General features: G+C 72.3%; 1 pseudogene. It reads left to right on the top strand.

The annotated features are described in order from the left end of the window. Positions 1-23 precede the first annotated feature (23 nt). Positions 24-238, top strand: a pseudogene (locus SB754_RS22780) (MFS transporter); the annotation flags it as partial.

The following is a 238-nucleotide window of genomic DNA, read 5'->3' as shown; positions in this document are numbered from 1 at the left end:
CCAAGGCCCCTGAGTCTCTCGCTGTGCGGGATCGCGCGCGCGGGCCGTGGTGGAAGGACCTTCGCGTTCCGGCGGCGGGACACCGCAGCTTTCTGCGCATCGTGGTCCCCGCCGCACCGTGGGTGTTCGCGGCCGCGGGCGTCGCCTACGCGATCATGCCGAGCGTCGTCGAGCACAGGCTCGGCGAGCATGCGACGCTCTACGCGACGGCGCTCACGGTCATCACGCTCGGCGTCGG

Source organism: Leifsonia sp. SIMBA_070 (assembly GCF_046534635.1).
Classification (GTDB): domain Bacteria; phylum Actinomycetota; class Actinomycetes; order Actinomycetales; family Microbacteriaceae; genus Leifsonia.
The sequence above is the reverse complement of the archived record's forward strand: the minus strand, read 5'-3'. Positions and strand labels throughout refer to the sequence as shown.